The organism is Massilia sp. BGA-UO-ETr-WB1, from assembly GCF_059567845.1.
In genome coordinates, this window is record NZ_JCAQOT010000027.1 from 1,327,884 (window position 1) to 1,344,226 (window position 16,343).

The window sequence follows — 16,343 nt, forward strand, 5'->3', positions numbered from 1 at the left end:
GCGGCCGCCCGCGCGGCCTGTTACCGTTGTACGCCGCCCGGCGCGCCATTTCTCCGACTTGAATCAAGTGCGGCCGACATGGCGCGCCTGTCGGGCGGACTTGATCCAGGTCATGGCGCGCGCGGCGCCGCTGGCCCACACTGGCAGCTTCCCCTGCCGGAGCGCCAGCATGAACACCTCTTCCCGTCCCAGCCCGGCCGCGCCGGCCGTCCAGCCCGAGCGCGGCGCCCTGCGCCGCGCGCCCGGAGAACGCCGCGCCAGCGCCTGGCAGGGCCAGGTGGCCGAGCCCGCCCATCCCGAACTGGCCACGCTGGACCTGCTGCTCAACGCGGGCCTTGGCAGGCTCACCGCCCACGTCTCGCCGGTGGCGCTGGGCATGGCCTACGCGGACTGGCTCTGCCACCTGGCGCTGTCGCCGTCCCACATGGCGGACCTGGCGCAGCGCGGCTGGCAACAACTTGCACGCTGGCAACAACTGGCGTTGCGGTCCAGCCGGCCGGGCGCGCAGCCGGCGCCGGACGCCTGCATCGCCCCGCTGCCGCAGGACAAGCGCTTCACCGATCCGGCTTGGCGCCAGTGGCCGTTCTCGCTGATGGCGCAGGGCTTCCTGCTGCAGCAGCAATGGTGGCACTGCGCCACCACCGGCGTGCGCGGGGTGTCGCCGCATCACGAGAACGTGGTCAATTTCACCAACCGCCAGCTGCTCGACATGCTGGCGCCGTCCAACTTCGTGGCCACCAATCCGCAGGTGCTGCAGGAAACGCTGCGGCGCGGCGGCGCCAACCTGGTGCACGGCGCCGCCAGCGCGCTGGCCGACTGGCGCCGGGCGCTGGAGGGGAGCGCCGCGCCGCCCGACCCGCGCTTCCTGCCCGGCCAGGGCGTGGCCGTCACGCCGGGCTCGGTGGTGTACCGCAACGCGCTGATGGAGCTGATCCAGTACGCGCCGGCCACCGCGCAGGTGCACGCCAGGCCGCTGCTGATCGTGCCGGCCTGGATCATGAAGTACTACATCCTGGACCTGGAGCCTGAGCACTCGCTGGTGCGTTACCTGGTCGGACAGGGCCACACGGTGTTCATGGTTTCGTGGATCAACCCGGGCGAGGCGCAGCGCGGCCTGTCGATGGAAGACTACCGCCGCGACGGCGTGATGGCGGCGCTGGACGCGGTCGGCGCCATCACCGGCGCGCCGGCCGTCAACGCGGCCGGCTATTGCCTGGGCGGCACCCTGCTGGCCATCGCGGCGGCGGCCATGGCGCGCGACGGCGACCGGCGCCTGGCCAGCGTCACCCTGCTGGCGGCGCAGACCGACTTCGCCGAGCCGGGCGAACTGTCGCTGTTCATCGACGACAGCCAGGTCAGCTTCCTGGAGGCGGCCATGTGGCAGCGCGGCTACCTCGACACGGCGCAGATGGCCGGCGCCTTCCAGCTGCTGCGCTCGAACGACCTGATCTGGTCGCGCCAGCTGCGCCATTACCTGCTGGACCAGCCGGCCGCCGAGACCGCGTTGACCGCCTGGAACGCCGACGCCACGCGCATGCCCTACCGCATGCATTCGGAGTATCTGCGGCGACTGTTCCTGCAAAACGAGCTGGCGCGCAATCTGTACCTGTGCGGCGGGCGGCCGGTGTCGCTGAACGACTTGCGCCTGCCGCTGTTCGCGGTGGGCACGGTGACCGACCATGTGGCGCCCTGGCGCTCGGTCTACAAGCTGCTGCACCTGACCGACGCCGACGCCACCTTCCTGCTGGCCAGTGGCGGCCACAACGCCGGTGTGGTGTCGCCGCCCGGCCGGGCCGGCAGCAGCTACCAGGTGGGCCACCGCGCGGCGGGCGCGCCGTATGTGGATGGGGACGCGTGGCTGGCGGGCGCCAGCACGCATCACGGCTCCTGGTGGCCGGAATGGGCCCGCTGGCTGCGGCGCCACGCCGGCGCGGCCGGCGCGCCGCCGGCCATGGGCGCCGCGCTGGCGCCGGCGCCCGGGCACTACGTGCTGCAGCGCTAGCGCCCGGCCTCGGGCAGGGTAGCCGACCGTCTGCGCCGGCATCACGCGCTGGCCGGCGCCCAGGCCCGTCAGGCCGACAAGGCGAACCGGGCCGGAAAAGTGCGGCGCCTCAATTGGCCGGGCCGCTGCGGATGCGCAGCACGACGTACAGCGGGCAATGCGACCACCACCCGGTGAGCAGCGGCGCCAGGCCTATCCAGCCCCAGGCGCCGATCCAGCCGCCCAGCGCGGCGCCCGTCAGCGCCAGGCCCAGCGCGATGCGCAATCTGCGGTCGAGTTTGCCTACATTGGCTTCCATGCCTGTCTCCTGCGGTGGGGGTGATGGCTGGATTCTGCCGCAAGGCGCGGCCGCACGCCCGCCGCGAAACCGATCCAGGACAAGTTCCGCCATAATTTTCCCGCCGCACGGTTTTTTGACGGAATTTGATCCGACACCCTGTTCACCGTGGCTGGCCTGGATCACACCGGCCACCAGACCGACGCCGGCGCACTCGATGCCATGCGCGCCCCGCTCACCTCCACCGTCCCGTCCGCGCCAGCGGGGCCGTGCGCGCGCCGAGATTTGATCCAGGTCAAAGCCAGCGCCGCCAGCGCCGGCCGACAATGGCGGTGCGGCCAGGTGGCCGCTTGCACACTGCCAAGGAGACCAGCATGCACCACTCCATCCTGTTGCCCACAGACGGCAACCCGTACGCGGCGCCGGCCATCGAGCGCTGCATGCGCCTGGCGCGTGCCAACGATGCCAAGGTCATCGGCCTGTTCCTGCTGCCGTGCGAAGACTTGTCGACACCCGAGGACGACAGCTATGTGTCCGAGCGCGAGCGGCCCTCCAGCATCGTCCACGCCAGCGAAGGCCTGCGCGCCATCGAAGCGGCGGCGTCCGACGCCGGCGTATCGTGCACGGTGCTGACGCGCTGTGGCGCGTCGCCCTACACTGCAACCATCGCGGCGGCGCGCGAGCAGCACTGCGACATGATTTTCCTGGACGCCATGACGCGCGTACCCGATGCCGCTGAGCGCGCCGAACTGGACCAATCCGGCATCTGCGTGGCGCCAGCCGCGTCCCGCTGAAGCGGGCCAGGGCCGCGCCCGGCAGCCGTCAGGAAGCGGGCCTGTCGTCGATCCGGGCCTGCAGGCCGGTACGCTCCTGCGCCACCTGGAATGCGGCCGCCGCCATCGGCACGCCGGCCGCGCCCAGCGCGAAACTGGCCAGCTGCAGCGCGGATTCCACCGCTTCCGACACCACCTCCGTGGCGCCGGCCTGTTTCAGGGCGCGCGCATGCTTTTCGTCGCGCGCCCTGGCCAGCAGGCACAGGGCCGGGTAATGCCGCCGCAACGCGCTCACCGCGTGCAGCGCCGCGCGCGGATCGTCCATGGTCAGCACCACGCACGCGGCATCGTCTATGCCCAACCGCCCCAGCAGCTCGGGCAGCGAGGCGTCGCCGGAAAACACCGCGTCGTCCTGCCGCTGCCTCCTGGCCAGGTCCACCAGGCGGCGGTCGCGCTCCACGGCGAGGTAGCGGATGCCCTGCTTGGCCAGCACGTCGGCAAGCAGCTGGCCGACCCGGCCGAAGCCGCCGATGATGACGTGGCCGCTCAGCTGCGCGGCGCCCGGCGTCCGGCCGTCCGGCGGCGCGTCGGTTTCCCGCCCGGCCCGCTCGCGCCGCACCAGCGCGCGGCCCGCGGCGGCGGCGGCCGGCGCCAGCAGCATGCTCAGGCTGACCACCAGCAGCAGGAACTGGCTGGCCTCCGGCGTCAGCAGCCTGGTGCTGACGGCGTAGGCCAGGATGATGAAGGCGAACTCGCCGCCCTGCCCCAGCAGCAGCCCGCCCTGCAGCGCGCTGGCCCAGCCCTGGCGCGCCAGCAGCAGCGCCACCACCGACGCCTTCACGGCCAGCAGGCCCAGCACCGAGGCCGGCAGCAACCACGGGAACTGCAGCGCCAGCCGCAGGTCGACCTCCATGCCCACCGCCAGGAAGAACAGCCCCATCAGCAAGCCCTTGAACGGTTCGACGATGATCTCCACCTCGTACTGGAATTCGGTGTCGGCCAGCAGCAGGCCGGCCAGCAATGCGCCCAGCGCCAGCGACAGGCCGCTGGCCGCCGTCAGGGCGGCGATGCCCAGCGTCAGGAGCAGGATCAGCGCGACGAACACGTCCGGCTGACGTTGCACGGCGGCCGATGAAAACAGCGGCTTGGCCACGCGCCGCCCCACCATGTAGAGCAAGGCGATGGTCACGGCCGCTTTCGCCACGGCGGCCAGCAAGGTCCAGCCCAGCGCCTGGCTGCCGCTGCCTGCCAGTCCCTCGACCAGGATCAGCGCCGGCACCACGGCCAGGTCCTGCAGCATCAGGATGGCAAAGCACTTCTGCCCCAGCACGGTCTTCAATGCGTTCTGCTTGCTCATCAGTTCCATCGCCACGGCGGTGCTGGACATGGCCAGCGTGAGGCCGATCGCCATGGCGGCCGGCGGCGCATTGCCGAACAGATAGGCCAGCAGCCCGATTGCGCAAGCGGTGATGGCCACCTGCGCGGCGCCGGTGCCGAACACGTCCCGGCGCAAGGCCCACAGCCGCGCCGGCGAAAGCTCCAGGCCGATCATGAACATCAGGAACACGATGCCCAGTTCGGCCAGCGACTTGATGCGCTCGACATCCTGGAACGTCACCAGCGCCAGCCAGGGCGCCGCGCCGGCCCAGTATCCCAGCCCGTGCGGGCCGAACAGCACACCGGCCACCAGGAAGCCCAACACCTGGTTGACGCGCAGCCGCTGCAGCACCGGCACCAGGATGCCGGCCAGGGCCAGAAAGAGTAAGGTTTCGCGCAGGTGGTGTGCTGACATGAAGGAAGGTGGGGCAATTGTTGAGGTGTCTGGAGTGTAGGGGAGCGCCGCCGATGACACAAGCGGGCCGGATCAAGCCGGCGGCATTTTGTGCGCCTGCAGCCGGACTACGGCGCCCAGCCGTCCCACAGCGCCGCCAGCGCCGGGTTGCCGTTGCCCCTGCTGCGCACCACCAGTATTTGCAGCCGCAGCGACCACGCGGGACCGCCGCCCGGCACCAGGCGCCCTGCCTGCAGCTCCTGCGCGATGCTGCTCTGGGGCAGCCACGCCACGCCCATGCCGGCGATGGCGAAACTCTTCAGCACTTCCGCCATGTCCGACTCGCAGGCCGCGCTCAGCGCGCACGGACCGGCGCGCGCGGTCAGGTAGTCGACCACGCGGCCGAAATAGGAATCCCGCCCGTAGGCCAGCAGCGGCAAGGGCACCGCCTGCGCGCCCGGCAAGGCAAAGGCGGCGGTGCCCGAACGCCCCGGCGCCGACGCCGGCAGCAGCACGTCCTCGCCCACCACCAGGCTGTCGAACTGCTGCGGGTCCACCAGCACCGGCAAATCGGGATGGTGGTAGCACACCAGCAGGTCGCACGCCCCTTCGGTCAGGTCCAGCACCGAGTCGTGCACATTGGCCGCCTTGACGGTGGCCTGCAGCTGCGCCCGCCCTGCGCCCGCCGCCTGCAGCCAGCGCGGCACGAAGGCGTGCGCCAGCGTGTGGCCGGCCGCGATGCGCAGCATGCCGCGCTCCCCGCTTTGCTTGCTGAGCACCGCGCGGGCGTCGTTCAGGGTTTTCATCGCCGACGCGGCGGCGTTGTTGAAGACCGCGCCGGCCGGCGTCAGCGCCATGGGAAAACCGCACCGGTCGATCAGGTCGGCGCCCACCCACTGCTCCAGCGCCCGGATGCGCTTGCTCAATGCCGATTGCGTCACGCCGCGCTCATCGGCGGAACGCGAAAAACTGCGCGTCTGCGCCAGACTCTGGAAGTCTTCTATCCAACGGGTGTCCATGCAGGCCTCGGCTATTCCGGACCGGCGTGAGGCCAGTCCCAATTGTCATCACGGAGCGCGGCCGGCGCCCCATGCGGGAGGCAGAAAAGAGGCGGCGCGGCGTGCGCCGTTTGAGCTGCTGACGCCGGAACCGGCCTGGCAGGCGCGCGTGATGGCGGCCATCTACGGCGAACGGGGCGTCAAGGCGGGCCACACCTCGGGCGCCTGAGTGGACGACCTGCGCGCGGCCATCGCCCACCTGGCCGCGCGCGGCGCCACCGTCATGATACTGGGCTGCACCGAGCTGCCCATGCTGCTGGGCCAGCAGCGCGGCTTCGATGCGGGAACCGGCACGGACGGCCGGGCCATGCTGGCCGACTTGGTCGATCCCACGCTGATCATGGCCAAGCGCTGCATCGCCCTGGCCCGCGCGCCGCGCCCCGCCTAGCCCCGTCACGCGGCGGCCGGCGCATACTCGATGCGGTCGCGGCCATTTTCCTTGCAGCGGTACAGGGCCTGGTCGGCCAGCGCGATCAGCTCGGCCGCAGGCAGCGGACGGCGCGGTTCAAACGCGATCACGCCAAAGCTGCCGGTCACTCTAATGCTTGCCTGGCCGCCGATGTCGATCGGTTCGCAGCGCAGCGCGTTGCGCAGCTGCTCGACGCGCGCATGGCCGCTGGCCTCGTCCAGCCCCGGCAGCAGCACCAGGAATTCCTCGCCGCCGTAGCGGCCCACCGCGTCGCTTTGCCGCACGGCCGCGCTCAGGCGCACCACCGCTTCGCGCAGCACGGCGTCGCCGGCTGCGTGGCCGTGGGTGTCGTTGACGCGCTTGAAGTGGTCCAGGTCCAGCAGGATCAGCAACAACGGCCGCTGCTGGGCCAGCGCCTGCTCCAGCGCGCGCTCGACGATCTCCATGATCGCGCCGCGGTTCCAGGCGCCGGTCAGGCTGTCCTTCAGCGCGCGCTGGCGCAGCTGCTCGCGCGACAGCTCCAGTTCCCGCGTGCGCTCGCGCACCAGCTGCTCGGTGTGCAACTGGCGCAGCAGCAGGTGGCGCACCCGCAGCCGGTACAGCACCGCCAGCAGCAGCACCGCCGACAGCCCGCACAGCAGGTAGAACTGCCCGGTGCGCCACCACGGCGGCAGCACCGTCACCGTCTGCCGGTGCAAGGACGACACGCTTTGGCTGTAGGCGTTGGTGGCGTAGTACTCGAACTGGTATTCGCCGGGCGGCAGGGCGGCGTAGCGCAGTTGCGGCACGGCCGATTCCGCCCAGCCGTTCTCCAGTCCGGCCATGCGGTAGTGGAACCGCAGCATGCTGCGGTTCTGGTAGTACGGGCTGCTCAGCTTCAGGTCCAGCGGCGCGCTGGACCAGGACAGCTTCCATGGCTGGTCCAGCGCCAGCGGCTGGCCGTCGCGGCGCGCAGCCTCGACGCGCACCGCCAGTTGATGCGGCGCGAACAGCAGCTCCGGGCGGCGCACATGGGAGGCCCCGTTGCTGGTGGCGATCCACATCGAGCCGTCCACGTCCTCGTAGAATGCGCTGCCATTGGCGTCGTTCCAGACCAGGCCATCGTTCTGGTTGAAAAAGCGCCACTGCGCGCGGTTCCAGATCGCGATGCCGGCGTCCGTGCCGACCCAGAGCCAGCCGCGCCGGTCCTCATGCAGGCCGACTACGCTGGCGCCGCCCAGCAGGCTGCTGTCGACGGTCTGAAACTGCAAACCTTGCTTGCCCGGCACGGCGCGCCATATCCTGCTCGACATATCGCTCAACCAAAGCGAGCCGTCGCCGGAGCAGCTCATGCCGTACAAATCGACGCCGCCGGCCGCGCCGCCCCCCGGCTTGGGCGCGGAATGGCGGCTCCAGCCCTTGCCATCCGCCTCCAGGCGCAGCAATTGATGCACGCCCAGGAACCAGACGGCGCCGTCCGGCACCTGGCATGCAGCGCCATAACTCTCCGCATTCGCGCCGGTGGGCTGCACCAGCCCTTCGGGCGGCCGGAGCTGCCGTGCGCTGCCGGCCAGGTCGGCCACGGCAATGCCGTCGGCTGTGGTCACCCACAGGCGCTGCCGGCCATCGATCAGCAGCCGGTGGACCGCCGGCAGCCGGCTCGCGTGCACAACGGCGCCGCCATCGCCGGTCAAGCGCCGCAGGGAACCGGAATACGAGCCGCCCCAGACTTGTCCGTCGCCATCCACCACCATGCTGGACCACTGGTCCGCGTGTTCGGCCGACGCCGCCGGGATAAAGCGCTGCGAACCGGGCAGCAACCTGGCGGGCCCGGAACGGGTTCCCGCATACAGCACGCCCTTGGCGTCGCGCGCAAAAGACAGCACCACATCGCTCGGCAAGCCCTGCGCGGAGGTCCAGTTTTCCCAATTGCCGTAACCCGGCCAGTTGATCACCCCCAGGCCGAGCGAGCCCAGCCACAAGCCGCCGCCCTGGTCGAACTGGATGGCGTTCAGGCCGCCCGCCGAGCGCAAGCCGTTGGCCGGGCCGAAGTGTTCCCAGCGCGCCTGCTCCCACCGCACCAGGCCGTCGTCGACATTGCTCAGCACGCGGCCCTGGCCATCCTCGGCCAGCATCGGCCGCAGATTGGCCTTGTGAAGCCGGTCGCCGGGCGGCGTGCGCTCGACAAAGCGCTGGGCGCCCGCCGGCAAGGCGACGATGCGGTGCTCGCCGCGCGCCCACAGCTGGCCGCCACGGTCGCGCAGTATGGCGCGCCAGTTATCCGCCGGCACGCCCTGCTCCGGGCCCCACACGGTCACGCCTGCGCCGCCGCTGTGGCACAGTGCCTTGCCGCAGCCCAGCCACAGAGCCCCATCCTTGTCGGGATACACGCTGGCGATCTCGGCCAGTTCGGCATGCCGCTTGATCTGCTGCTCGGAGAATACCGGCTGCACCCGCGGCTTGCCGCCGGGCAGCGCCAGCGTATAAACGCGCTGGCCGGTGACGACGTAGCGGCTGCCGTCCGGACCGGCCGCCAGGGTCTGCGACGGCCAGATGCCCATTTTGCGGCCGTCGTCGCGCAGCACGGGTTGCAGGCGCTCGCCGACCTTGAGGAAAAGATTGTTGTAATTTCCCACCCACAGGCGGCCTTCGTGATCCAGCAGCAGCCCCGTGACCAGGGGATCGTCCAGGCCCGCGCCTTGCGCATAGCGCTGAAAACCTGCCCCGTCGTAACGGAATACGCCGTTCTCCGTGCCCACCCACATGTAGCCGGCACGGTCGCGCACCATCGAGCTGACCGCCAGATTCGCCAGGCCGTCCTGCTGGCCGTAGTAGCGCAGCGGCATTTGCTGTGCCGCCGCCATCGCAGGCAGCAGCAGCGCCAGCGGACCCAGGCCGCGCAGTGCGCGGCACAGCCCGGCCGCCCGATTGCGCGCCCTGATAAATGTCAGTCGTCCCAGCAAAGCTCGATCTCTACGTTTGGGTTGCGATATTGTCGTACGACAAGCTTACGGCGCAGCATCGCCTTTGCCAAGACAAATTTCCCCGCCATCGCTCCCGCATCACCTCCTTATAGCGCGCCAGATACCACACCATAAGATATCGATAACAGAAGTGTGCGCCATGGCGGAAATGTCGTGCTATATTTGCACTGGTATCGATAACACAACTCAGGAGGAGACACCTGTGCCCGATACGTGCTGGATGTTCTAAGCAGCGTGATTTCACAACTATAAGGAAAAATTATGCACAAGCAATCCAATTCGGAGCGGCAACGGGCAACCTCCCCGAGCCGCGGCAAACTCAAGATGGTAGCGCTATCAGTTGCATCCGCGCTGCTGGTCCTGGCAGGCACGCCCGCCCAGGCGCTCACCTACGTGGCCACGCCGGCGGCCCAGCCTGTGGTCAGCGCGGCCGGCATCAGGCACCCTGCCCTGGGCTTCACGCTGGAGCAGCTGGAATACGCGCGCGTGCAGACGCGGGCCGACGTTGAGCCGTACAAGACTTACTACAACACCCTGGCCACGGTGTGCTGCAACTACGCCAACATCAACCTGCTGCCCACCAACCGCGACGCCACCAAGGTGGACACGCCCAACACGCCCAACTTCAACGGCAGCACCGCGCAGACCCGCATCATCAACGATTCCCAGGGCGCGCTGACCCAGGCCATCCTGTACTACATGACCGGCCGCAACGAGTACCGCCGCAACGCCATGCGCATCCTGCGCACCTGGAGCAATATGAACCCGGCCGGCTACGCCTACTACCCGGACGCGCACATCCACACCGGCGTGCCGCTGTTCCGCATGCTGGCCGCCGCCGAGATCATGCGCTACACGCCGGGCGATCCGGCCTACACCGCCTACCCGCTGGCCTGGACCGACACCGACACCCAGAAGCTGAAGGACAACCTGATCGACCCGATGGAGCGCACCTTCTTCGCCAGCAAGGAGCGCTTCATGAACCAGCACGTGTACTCGCTGGTGGGCCGCATGGCCGGCGCCATCTTCACCGACAACCGGGCGCGCTACGACGAGACCGTGGAATGGATGACCGTGAACGCCAGCTCCACCCGCCAGGACATCAACGGCGCCATCCTGCCGCTGATCCCGCTGATCGACACCGGCAATCCACTCAACAAGGTCGGCTATCCCTTCTACCAGATCCAGGAAATGCAGCGCGACCAGGCCCACGGCGGCGACAACGTGGACAACCTGACCGGCCTGCTGCGCATGGTCACCGCCCAGGGCACGCTGGTGGACCCGTTCACCGGCGTGCCGTCCACCGCCAGCGACGCGGTCAACGTGTACAAGTTCGGCGGCAACCGCGTGCTGATGGGCGCCAACGCCTACGCCCAGTTCATGCTGGGCTATAACGCGCCGTGGGCCGACACCAGCGGCGGCACCTCGTATATGTCGGGCGCCTACCGCGGCCGCCTGTACGAGGTGGGCGGCATCCCCGAGCTGTACAACGTCTATAAATACGAACAGGGCGTGGACGTGGACGCCGTGGCGCCCTTCCTGGCCACGGCCGCCGCCCATGCGGACGGCCCGGTCACCGCCTGGGGCCAGGCCTCGCCGGCCAACAAGGACATGGGCGCCGAAGCCTTCTTGTCGCTGCCGGTGCCGCTGACCGGCGTGGCGCTGCCGGTCAACACCGGCATGCTGGAGACCGAGCGCAAGGCGGTCTTCCTGGACGGCGAGTGGACCACGGAAACCGAAGCCGAACGCACCTACGGCCACGCCAAGGTCACGCCGGCCGGCGCAACCGTGGTGTTCCACGACGTGCGCTACGCCGACCGCGCCAAGTACGCGCCGGTGGGCCTGATGGTGCGCACCAACGCCGTCACCAAGCTGGCCGCCAGCGGCAACGCCGGCGCCGCCCCGTGGAGCGAAATGACGGTGCCGGACACCGGCGGCCAGTGGCGCTACATCGTCCCGGATTCGTCGTGGACCGCCGCCGCCGGGCGCGGCTTCGGCGACAACATCATCTACTTCAAGTTCACCGGCGCCGAGGGCGCCACGGTGGATGTGGACTTCGTCAACATGGCCGCGCCCACCCAGCTCACGCCTCCGCGCTTCGCCATGCCGGCCTTCCCGGCCACCGAGCTGATCGTGCAGGGCGTGCCCTACCAGGCCGCCTACACCGCCACCGACGCGCAAGCCGGCGACAGCGTGGTCTACCAGGCCATCAGCCTGCCCCCGGGCGCCACGCTGGACACTAGCAACGGAACGCTCAGCTGGACGCCGACGGCAGCCCAGGCCGGCGTGCACGACGTCGTCATCAGCGCCACGGACGGCATCTCGATCAGCACCATGACCACCAGGCTGAGCGTGCAGCCGGACCGCGCCGCCGCCTTCGCCTCGGCCATGGGCGGCTATGATCCGGCAAGCGTGTACACCACCACCTCGCTGGCCGCGTTCCAGTCGGAACTGGCGCCGCTGCAGGCATCCATGATGACGGTGCCGGACGCCGAATTCGGCGCGCTGCTGACAGCGGTGAAGGCGGTGGCGGCCAAGCTGCAGCTGCTGAACCCGCGCGTGGCCTCGGACAACAGCCTGGACTGGAGCAAGAGCATGGTGACCACCACCGTGCTGGACGCCGCCCGCGCCGCCCTGCTGGTGGACGGCGACTACAACAGCACCTCGGGCGACCTGCGCAACGTGGTCACCATCGACTTCGGCGAGAACTACCGCGTATCGGTGAACGCCTTCGGCATCCAGGCCCGCTTCATGTTCGGCAACCGCTCGCAGGGCATCAATGTGTACGGCTCGAACGACAATTCCAGCTGGACGCTGCTGACCAGCCGCGAGACCACCGACACCGCCAACCGCAACTTCGAGATGGAAGTCATTCCGGTGATCGCCGGCCTGGAGGACGAGCGCTACCGCTACTTCATGGTGCGGGTCGATCATCCGGGGCCGCCGACCGACCCGGCCTACCCCGGCATCTCGTCGTACAGCGAGTTCCGCTTCCACGGCAACCGCTATGACCTGCTGTCGCCGGTGGACGTGAGCGCCAGCGTGCGCATGCTGCAGTCCGGCCTGGCGCCGAACCGCTTCACGCAGAAGTACACCGGCACGGTGGCCTTCACCAACACCACGCAGACCACGCTCACCGGCCCGCTGCACCTGCACCTGCATGGCCTGACGGCCGGCGTCGCGCTGGACAACGCCACCGGAGTGAAGGACGGCGTGCCCTATATCACGCTGCCGGTGAGCGGGCTGGCCCCGGGGCAGACCGCCATCGTGACCACCGTCTTCAGCAATCCGGCCAAGGCTGCCATCAGCTATGTGCGCAAACTTATCAGCGTCAAGTACTAAGCTAAATTCCAAGGAAAACACATGAACAATCTGAAAGACCTCCTGGCCAGGCTGATGCTGGCCGTATTCCTGCTGTGCAGCGCGGGCGCCGCTTCGGCGGGCCCGATCTACAGCGTGCGCATCGACACGGCCACGCTGGGCGGCGGCCCGGCCTACCTGGGCCTGTACTTCATGGGCCTGGCCGACGCCGCGCAAGCCAGCGCCACGGTGAGCAACTTGTCCGGCGCGCTGGCGGGCCCGGCGGACGTGACCGGCGCCGTGGACGGCGCCCTGCCCGGCCCGCTGATGTTCAGCAACGCCAACGGCGGCAGCGAGCTGGTGCAGGCCATCACGCTGGGCGGCATGTTCTCCTTCGACCTCACCTTCGTGATGGGCACCGGCGACGTCGGCAGCACCTTCGGCTGGGCACTGTTCAACGACACCAGCTACCTCGGTGCGGACGGCGACCTGGGCACGGTGTCGATCCAGCCAGGCGCCGCGCCGGGCGGCATCTATGCGCTCTCCGACAACAGCGCCCTCAGCACCGTGCAGGCCGTGCCGGAGCCATCCACCGTGTGGCTGATGCTGCTGGCCAGCCTGCCGCTGACCATGGTGGCGCGCCGGCGCGGCCGCCGCTAAGGCTCGCGCACGCTACGCTCCGTAGAGGTTCAACAGCAGCCACGCGGGCAAGCCGACATACAGCGCCGTGTGGCCGGCGCGTTCCAGCTGGAGCCGGACCGATACGGTCTGGCTGGGACGCAGCAGTGCCGCCAACAAGGTGGCGGCTTCGATCGCCGCGCGCAGCAACGACGCGCACAGCACCACACCGATGGACCATGCGGCCCACCACAGCGCAAACGCGCTGAGATAGGCCTTCAATCCGAACGTGTGATACTCGCCCAGTGCGCTGCCGTAGGCGATATGCTGGTGCAGGTGGAAAGCGGGAATCGCGAGCGCCAGCGGAAGCAGCAGGAATTTTCTCAAGGGATGGTCGAGCTTCCAGCGCCGCAGCGCCAGGCGCGCCTGCACGTACACGCCCAGCACCGCCTGCGGGCGTTCCGCAAGCGCTGTGCCGCCCGCGCCGGCCACGATGGACATGGTGGCCAGCGCGGCCGCCAGCCCGGCAGGATTGGCAAGCGCCAGCCCGTAGCGCCAGCGCCGGCCGGACGCCAGCCGCAGTGCGGCGCCCGGGCCCGGGATCGGCAGCCGCCACAGCTCGACCGCGCTGATGTCGCGCAGCGCCAGTTCCATGCGCTGCGCTCCCCGCGTCAGCACCAGCGTGCCCTTTCCCAACGCGTCCTGTCCCAGCGACACTTGCGCGGCAAAGGCCCGCAGCAAACACCACGCCACGGCTTCGGGAACCAGGAACAACATGGCGAACAGGCGGATTTGCGCCAGCGTGTTGGTCCGCAGCGCTTCGTTGAGCAGCAGCGCCACGCACATGCCAAGCAGGCCAAGGCGCGCGGCGGCGCGCAGCAGGCCTGCGGCGAAACGGGCGGCCGGCGGCAGCAGCGCCACGCGAACCGGGAAAGCCATGGCGGGCCGCGCCGCCGCGCGCGCAGCATCGGGCAACCACGCGGGCAGCCACGCGCGCAGCGCCAGCCTGGCCGCCAGCAACAGCAGGAAGACGCTGGCGGCCGCGCCCACCCAGTCGCCCCACATCACCATCAACGTCGGCGCCGGACGGCGCAGCGGCATGTCCGCGATCAGCAGTGCGGGCTCGCCCATGCGCGTGCCGGCGAGGATGCTGCCGGTGGCGTCGATTGCCGCGCTGTAGCCGCTGGTGGTGACGCGGAATTGCGGCAGCCGCGTTTCAATGCTGCGGAACGCCGCCACCGCTTGGTGCAGCTGCGCGCCCTGCGGGTTGGCGCTGAACCAGGAATCGTTCGACATGGTGAGGATGGCCTGCGCGCCCAGCCGCGCGCCGTTGACGGCGAGGCCGGCGTCGGTATCGTCCAGGCAAATCAATGGCAGCACAGGGACCTCGCGGCCGTCGGCCAGCCGCAGCGGAAACACGCGCGCACCGCTGCCGGGCTGCCAGGCGCCGGTCCACGGCAACTGGCGCCGCAGCGCCGGCCCGTCCAGCCAGGCCGGAACATATTCGGTGAGCGGGAACAGCCGCGTCTTGCGGTAGAAGCCCAGCAAGCCTGCGCCCGGCTGAACGAAGGCGGCCGCGTTGTACTCGCCGGCGCTGTCGCGCTCATAGGTGCCGAACACGAACGGCACCCCGGCGGCGTTCACGTTTGCCAGGATCTCGCGGTCGAACTCCGCCCCGGCCTCGCTCTTGGGCTGGCCGAAGGTGGTGGGATAGGCCGTCTCCGACCACAGCACGGCGTCCGCGCGCTGCCGCACCACGGCGTCGTAACTCATGGCGAAATGGGTATCGAGCACCTCGCGCACCACCGCGTAGGCGCCCTTCCGTTCGCGCTGGCCCTCGTAGTCGGCCAGGTTCGCCTGGATCAGTCCCATGCGCAGCGGCTTGCCGGCCGGTTCGGCAGGACCGGACAGCACAGCCAGGCCATAGCCGGCCAGCAGCAGCGGCGCCAGCGCGGCCAGCGCCAGCGGCGTGGCGGCCGCCCGCCAGCCATGCGCACGGCGGTCGAACGCCGCCGCCACGCCTTCGTTGGCCAGCAACAGCAGCACCGTCAGACCCGCCGCGCCGCCCACGTCGGCCGCCTGGCGCAGCAGCGGCGAGGGATACAGACCGTAGCCCAGCGTGTCGCCCAACAAGCGGGGCAACAGCCGTTCCGCCGCCACCCAGGCAGCGGCCGCCGCCAGCGCGGTCAGCACCGGGCCGTGGCGCTGTGCCGCCGCGCGGCGCACCAGGGCGAAGGCGAAGAACTGCGGCTGGAACAGCGGTGCGGCCAGCAGCAGCACGGCCAGGCCGGCGCCCTCGCCTACGCCTGCGTACTGGCCGAGCGCGGCGCCGAACCAGGCAAAGCCGGCCGCCGTGTAGGCCACCGACATGGCATAGGCGCTCAGCAGCGTGCCGGCCAGCGTGCGGCCGGCGTCCAGTGCGCGCAGCCAGGGCGCCAGGAACACGAAGCCCAGCACCCAGCCGGCGCCGCCACGGACGTACAGGGCCGACAGGGCCGCACTGGCCAGTATGCATGCGGCCACGTGCCGCCTGGAGTAAGGAGATGAGGATTGCTTCATGTGTTCAGCGGCCCAATGCGGCCGGATCGGATGGTGGTGGAATGGTGATGCGCCGCACCGGCAGCCCTGGGGGCGCCAGTTCCGGCGGCACCACGCGGTCTTTGGGCATGGCTATCGGCTGTTTGGCGGCGTCGTAGAGCTGGTGGCCGGGCGCAAACATCAGGATGGCTTCGATGCGCTGGCCGTCGTCGGTGGCCTGGTGGTGGCGCACGTAGCCTTCCGGCAGCTCGAAGTCCTCCGGCACCGCCAGCCCGACCAGCGGCGGGCTGGTGCCGGGCGGCGAAAAGGCCCCAAGGCCGGTATGCACGCCGCGCTCGTGCAGGCGTTTGATCACCTCGCCCATGCTCGGGTTCTCGCCGCGCACCACGTAGCTTTTCAGGTCGCGCGTCGGGTCGGCATCGCCCTCGGGCAGGCGCGGATCGGGCTTTTGCGCATGCGCCGGTAACGCACCCGGCGCGACGGGCGCCGATGCCGCCACGGTTGCCGTGCCAGCCGGGGCGGCCGCGGCCCCGGCGCCGTCGTCGCCGGACCACAGCCACAGGAAGAACGCCAGGCTGATGCCGCCCACGGCGAGCATCAGCGCGGCGGCCAGATAGCCGGAGCTGGGCCGCAT

The 16,343-nt window shown here is 70.0% G+C and carries 11 protein-coding genes; 5 read left to right on the forward strand and 6 right to left on the reverse strand.

All coding sequences use genetic code 11. The features are described 5' to 3' along the window. The first annotated feature begins 169 nt into the window (after positions 1 to 169). Positions 170 to 2,002 (forward strand): PHA/PHB synthase family protein, encoded by a 1,833-nt coding sequence (locus AC56DV_RS32585; RefSeq protein ID WP_496318343.1) that lies wholly within the window; start codon positions 170 to 172, stop codon positions 2,000 to 2,002. Positions 2,003 to 2,111: 109 nt separating this feature from the next. Here AC56DV_RS32585 and AC56DV_RS32590 read toward each other — a convergent pair whose 3' ends face one another. Further along, the gene (locus AC56DV_RS32590; RefSeq protein ID WP_496318344.1) at positions 2,112 to 2,300 is read right to left on the reverse strand and encodes a YgaP family membrane protein; all 189 of its coding nucleotides are present in this window, start codon (positions 2,298 to 2,300) and stop codon (positions 2,112 to 2,114) included. 353 nt (positions 2,301 to 2,653) lie between these two features. Between AC56DV_RS32590 and AC56DV_RS32595 the strand changes: the two genes are divergently transcribed. Beyond that, positions 2,654 to 3,073 carry a universal stress protein gene (locus AC56DV_RS32595; RefSeq protein ID WP_496318345.1) on the forward strand — a complete coding sequence of 140 codons (420 nt, stop codon included), beginning with the start codon at positions 2,654 to 2,656 and terminating at the stop codon, positions 3,071 to 3,073. Positions 3,074 to 3,101: 28 nt separating this feature from the next. Here the strand turns inward: AC56DV_RS32595 and AC56DV_RS32600 are convergent, their stop codons facing one another. Both AC56DV_RS32600 and AC56DV_RS32605 read right to left on the reverse strand, forming a co-directional pair. Next, the gene (locus AC56DV_RS32600; RefSeq protein ID WP_496318346.1) at positions 3,102 to 4,844 is read right to left on the reverse strand and encodes a cation:proton antiporter domain-containing protein; all 1,743 of its coding nucleotides are present in this window, start codon (positions 4,842 to 4,844) and stop codon (positions 3,102 to 3,104) included. 107 nt (positions 4,845 to 4,951) lie between these two features. Then, entirely contained in the window at positions 4,952 to 5,842 is an 891-nt protein-coding gene (locus AC56DV_RS32605) for a LysR substrate-binding domain-containing protein (RefSeq protein WP_496318347.1), read from the reverse strand. A gap of 208 nt (positions 5,843 to 6,050) precedes the next feature. Here AC56DV_RS32605 and AC56DV_RS32610 point away from each other — a divergent pair, with 208 nt between their 5' ends. After that, entirely contained in the window at positions 6,051 to 6,269 is a 219-nt protein-coding gene (locus AC56DV_RS32610) for a hypothetical protein (RefSeq protein ID WP_496318348.1), read from the forward strand. Between the two features lie 5 nt (positions 6,270 to 6,274). On the opposite strand, the gene AC56DV_RS32615 is transcribed toward AC56DV_RS32610, so the two are convergent. Continuing rightward, positions 6,275 to 9,232: a diguanylate cyclase gene (locus tag AC56DV_RS32615; RefSeq protein WP_496318349.1), complete on the reverse strand. Its 2,958-nt coding sequence runs from the start codon at positions 9,230 to 9,232 to the stop codon at positions 6,275 to 6,277. A 345-nt stretch (positions 9,233 to 9,577) separates the two neighbouring features. Here AC56DV_RS32615 and AC56DV_RS32620 point away from each other — a divergent pair, with 345 nt between their 5' ends. Both AC56DV_RS32620 and AC56DV_RS32625 read left to right on the forward strand, forming a co-directional pair. Beyond that, positions 9,578 to 12,595: a putative Ig domain-containing protein gene (locus AC56DV_RS32620; protein WP_496318350.1), complete on the forward strand. Its 3,018-nt coding sequence runs from the start codon at positions 9,578 to 9,580 to the stop codon at positions 12,593 to 12,595. A gap of 21 nt (positions 12,596 to 12,616) precedes the next feature. Continuing rightward, positions 12,617 to 13,213 carry an NF038129 family PEP-CTERM protein gene (locus tag AC56DV_RS32625; RefSeq protein WP_496318351.1) on the forward strand — a complete coding sequence of 199 codons (597 nt, stop codon included), beginning with the start codon at positions 12,617 to 12,619 and terminating at the stop codon, positions 13,211 to 13,213. A gap of 12 nt (positions 13,214 to 13,225) precedes the next feature. Here AC56DV_RS32625 and lnt read toward each other — a convergent pair whose 3' ends face one another. Both lnt and AC56DV_RS32635 read right to left on the reverse strand, forming a co-directional pair. Then, the gene (gene lnt / locus AC56DV_RS32630) at positions 13,226 to 15,694 is read right to left on the reverse strand and encodes an apolipoprotein N-acyltransferase (RefSeq protein WP_496318352.1); all 2,469 of its coding nucleotides are present in this window, start codon (positions 15,692 to 15,694) and stop codon (positions 13,226 to 13,228) included. Between the two features lie 40 nt (positions 15,695 to 15,734). Next, positions 15,735 to 16,343, reverse strand: a complete 609-nt coding sequence (locus tag AC56DV_RS32635) for a hypothetical protein (protein ID WP_496318353.1) — start codon at positions 16,341 to 16,343, stop codon at positions 15,735 to 15,737.

What these genes read in the sequence shown, in the direction of transcription:
- AC56DV_RS32585 (WP_496318343.1), top strand. Translation starts at nt 170, where the DNA reads ATGAACACCTCTTCCCGTCCCAGCCCGGCCGCGCCGGCCGTCCAGCCC.
- AC56DV_RS32590 (WP_496318344.1), bottom strand. Translation starts at nt 2,300, where the DNA reads ATGGAAGCCAATGTAGGCAAACTCGACCGCAGATTGCGCATCGCGCTG.
- AC56DV_RS32595 (WP_496318345.1), top strand. Translation starts at nt 2,654, where the DNA reads ATGCACCACTCCATCCTGTTGCCCACAGACGGCAACCCGTACGCGGCG.
- AC56DV_RS32600 (WP_496318346.1), bottom strand. Translation starts at nt 4,844, where the DNA reads ATGTCAGCACACCACCTGCGCGAAACCTTACTCTTTCTGGCCCTGGCC.
- AC56DV_RS32605 (WP_496318347.1), bottom strand. Translation starts at nt 5,842, where the DNA reads ATGGACACCCGTTGGATAGAAGACTTCCAGAGTCTGGCGCAGACGCGC.
- AC56DV_RS32620 (WP_496318350.1), top strand. Translation starts at nt 9,578, where the DNA reads ATGGTAGCGCTATCAGTTGCATCCGCGCTGCTGGTCCTGGCAGGCACG.
- AC56DV_RS32625 (WP_496318351.1), top strand. Translation starts at nt 12,617, where the DNA reads ATGAACAATCTGAAAGACCTCCTGGCCAGGCTGATGCTGGCCGTATTC.
- AC56DV_RS32635 (WP_496318353.1), bottom strand. Translation starts at nt 16,343, where the DNA reads ATGCGGCCCAGCTCCGGCTATCTGGCCGCCGCGCTGATGCTCGCCGTG.